The organism is Streptococcus pseudopneumoniae ATCC BAA-960 = CCUG 49455 (assembly GCF_002087075.1).
Taxonomy (GTDB): domain Bacteria; phylum Bacillota; class Bacilli; order Lactobacillales; family Streptococcaceae; genus Streptococcus; species Streptococcus pseudopneumoniae.
This window is the reverse complement of the sequence record NZ_MWSM01000066.1, coordinates 1-2213: the sequence shown is the minus strand read 5'-3', so window position 1 is coordinate 2213 and position 2213 is coordinate 1. Positions and strand designations below refer to the sequence as shown.

1 protein-coding gene is annotated in these 2213 nt (G+C 38.5%); it reads right to left on the bottom strand.

What is annotated here, in order from left to right; all coding sequences use genetic code 11:
* Positions 1 to 85: 85 nt before the first annotated feature.
* Entirely contained in the window at positions 86 to 2065 is a 1980-nt protein-coding gene (locus B4W83_RS11535; protein ID WP_000857592.1) for a peptide ABC transporter substrate-binding protein, read from the bottom strand.
* Between the last annotated feature and the right edge of the window lie 148 nt (positions 2066 to 2213).

The window sequence follows — 2213 nt, the reverse complement described above, 5'->3', positions numbered from 1 at the left end:
AACTTTTGGGGTGCAGTTCAGAATTGTACCTTGATACTATGCGTTTTTCTTATTTTTAGGACTTTTGACTCAGTCTCTTTTTGTTTTATTTGACATGTTTGGCAAGTTCTTCTTGCGCTTTTTTATTGGATTCTGCTTTTTCTTTCATCCATTTTTCTTGAGCTTTTTGGTATTCATCTGCAGTAACTGCCTTGTCTTGAAGTTCCAAGTATTTATACAAGACTGGGTCGCTTGTACCTTTATTTCCTGACAATGCAAATGGTATTGTAAATGGTACCATCTTAGACAAGATTGGACGCCCTGTACGAGATGTAGTTGGAATAATCAAGGCACTATCTGTCAACCAAGCTTGGGCTGCTGCGTATTTATCATATCGTTTAGCAACATCTGTAGTCTCATCACCAGCTTCAGTAACCAATTTTTCGTAGTCATATAGACCTACTTTTTTAGCAGCTACATTATCTTCCCCTGAGTCAAACCCTAAATATGTTTTAGTACTTTCTCCTACAGATGGTTTGATGATATCAAGGTAGGTTGATGGATCGGCAAAGTCTGGACCCCAACCGACATTATCTGATAAATCCCAGTCTTCGCCAGCAGCATTTTCAGCAAAATATGTAATATTGTTTACTTCGTCTTTTTGTAGTTGTTGAATATCAATGACTACATTATCCGCTCCTAAAGTTGCTTCCAAGGATTGTTTCATAGATTGGACGCGCTGAACTTTTGTAGTTGCTGTTTGGTCAACTGGCATATCCAAATGAATTGGGAATGTCACACCTTCTGCTTGTAAGGCTGATTTAGCTTTAGCAAATTCAGCCTTGGCTTTTTCTGGATTGTAAAGACCATCCTGAGAATCTGCAAGATTAACATCCTTCCATTCATCCCCATAAGTGACCAATTTCTCTTTGACCATATCGCCAAAGTTTTTACCATCTGCTTGAACAAATGTTGGTGGCACAAAGAGATTACGCAAGATTTTACTTGCTCCAGTTTGTCCATTCAACTGAGAGGCATAGGCTGTACGGTCAAATCCAAATGCAATAGCCTGACGGAAATCCTTGTTTAAGAGAGCCTTTTTAGTCGATGCCTTTTGTTCGTCGCTGGTCTTAGATGTGTATTTATAGGACTGACGGTCAATATTTGTACCAACTAGATACGTAATAGAGTCTTGTTGAGTATAGACAATATTGTCCTTCATACTCTTCTCAAGCTCTGCGAAACTTGCACTTGTTGGATAGAGACGAGCTGCTGTAAGGCTACCATCTTTAAAGTTTTCTGCAGGTTTGCTAGTATCTTGACCATCCCAGAATGACAATTTGACCTTGTCAATATGCACATTGTCCTTATCCCAGTAGTTCGGATTTTTCGCAAATTCAACAGAGGATTTTGTCACAATGGATTTCAACAAATAAGGTCCATTATACAAGAGACTACTTGGATCCGTAGCTTTGGCAAAATCATCCCCTTTTGAATTCAAAAACTCTTCATTGACTGGCGCAAGCACACCCATAGTTGTTTTAGAATTCCAAAAAGTTTCAGGTTTGTTCAAGGTGTATTGAACTGTCTGATCGTCAAGGGCTTTAATCCCAACTTGAGCAAAGTCTGTGATTTCACCTTTTGCATAGGCATCCAGACCTTTGATTGAATCCTGTACCAAGTAAAGAGCATCCGCTTTCTTATCTGTTGCATATTTAAGACCTGTCACAAAGTCCTGAGCCTTAACAGGAGCGTACTCTTCTCCCTCAGATGTATACCACTTGGCGTCCTGACGAATCTTATAAGTATAAGTCAAGCCATCCTTAGAAACTGACCAGTCTTCTGCCAATGAAGGAACAAGGTTCCCGTATTTATCATTTTCAAGCAATCCATCAATCACATTACTAGTAATCTCAGAAGTTGCTGCCTTACCAGTTGTCAAATAGTTGAGATTATCTGGATGTGTTTCGTAGGTAAACGCAAAGGTCTTTTCACCTTGAGCGCCTGAACCCCCAGAACAAGCAGCTAAAACACCAGCTGCTAATAAAGTTACTCCCACAAGAGCCAATACTTTTCTTGTTTTCATAGCATTCTCCTTTGTTTTTTATTCATTATAGACCCTTTTTCAAGTTCTGTCAATAGAATTTTCTGAATTTTAAGAGTTATTTGTTATATTTGATATATTCTGAAAAATAAAATTGTTCATTTATGCCAAAAAAGCATTCTAGTCCATC

Bases quoted from the DNA above. Each gene is read 5' to 3' on its own strand.
- B4W83_RS11535 (WP_000857592.1), bottom strand. From the start codon at position 2,065: ATGAAAACAAGAAAAGTATTGGCTCTTGTGGGAGTAACTTTATTAGCA.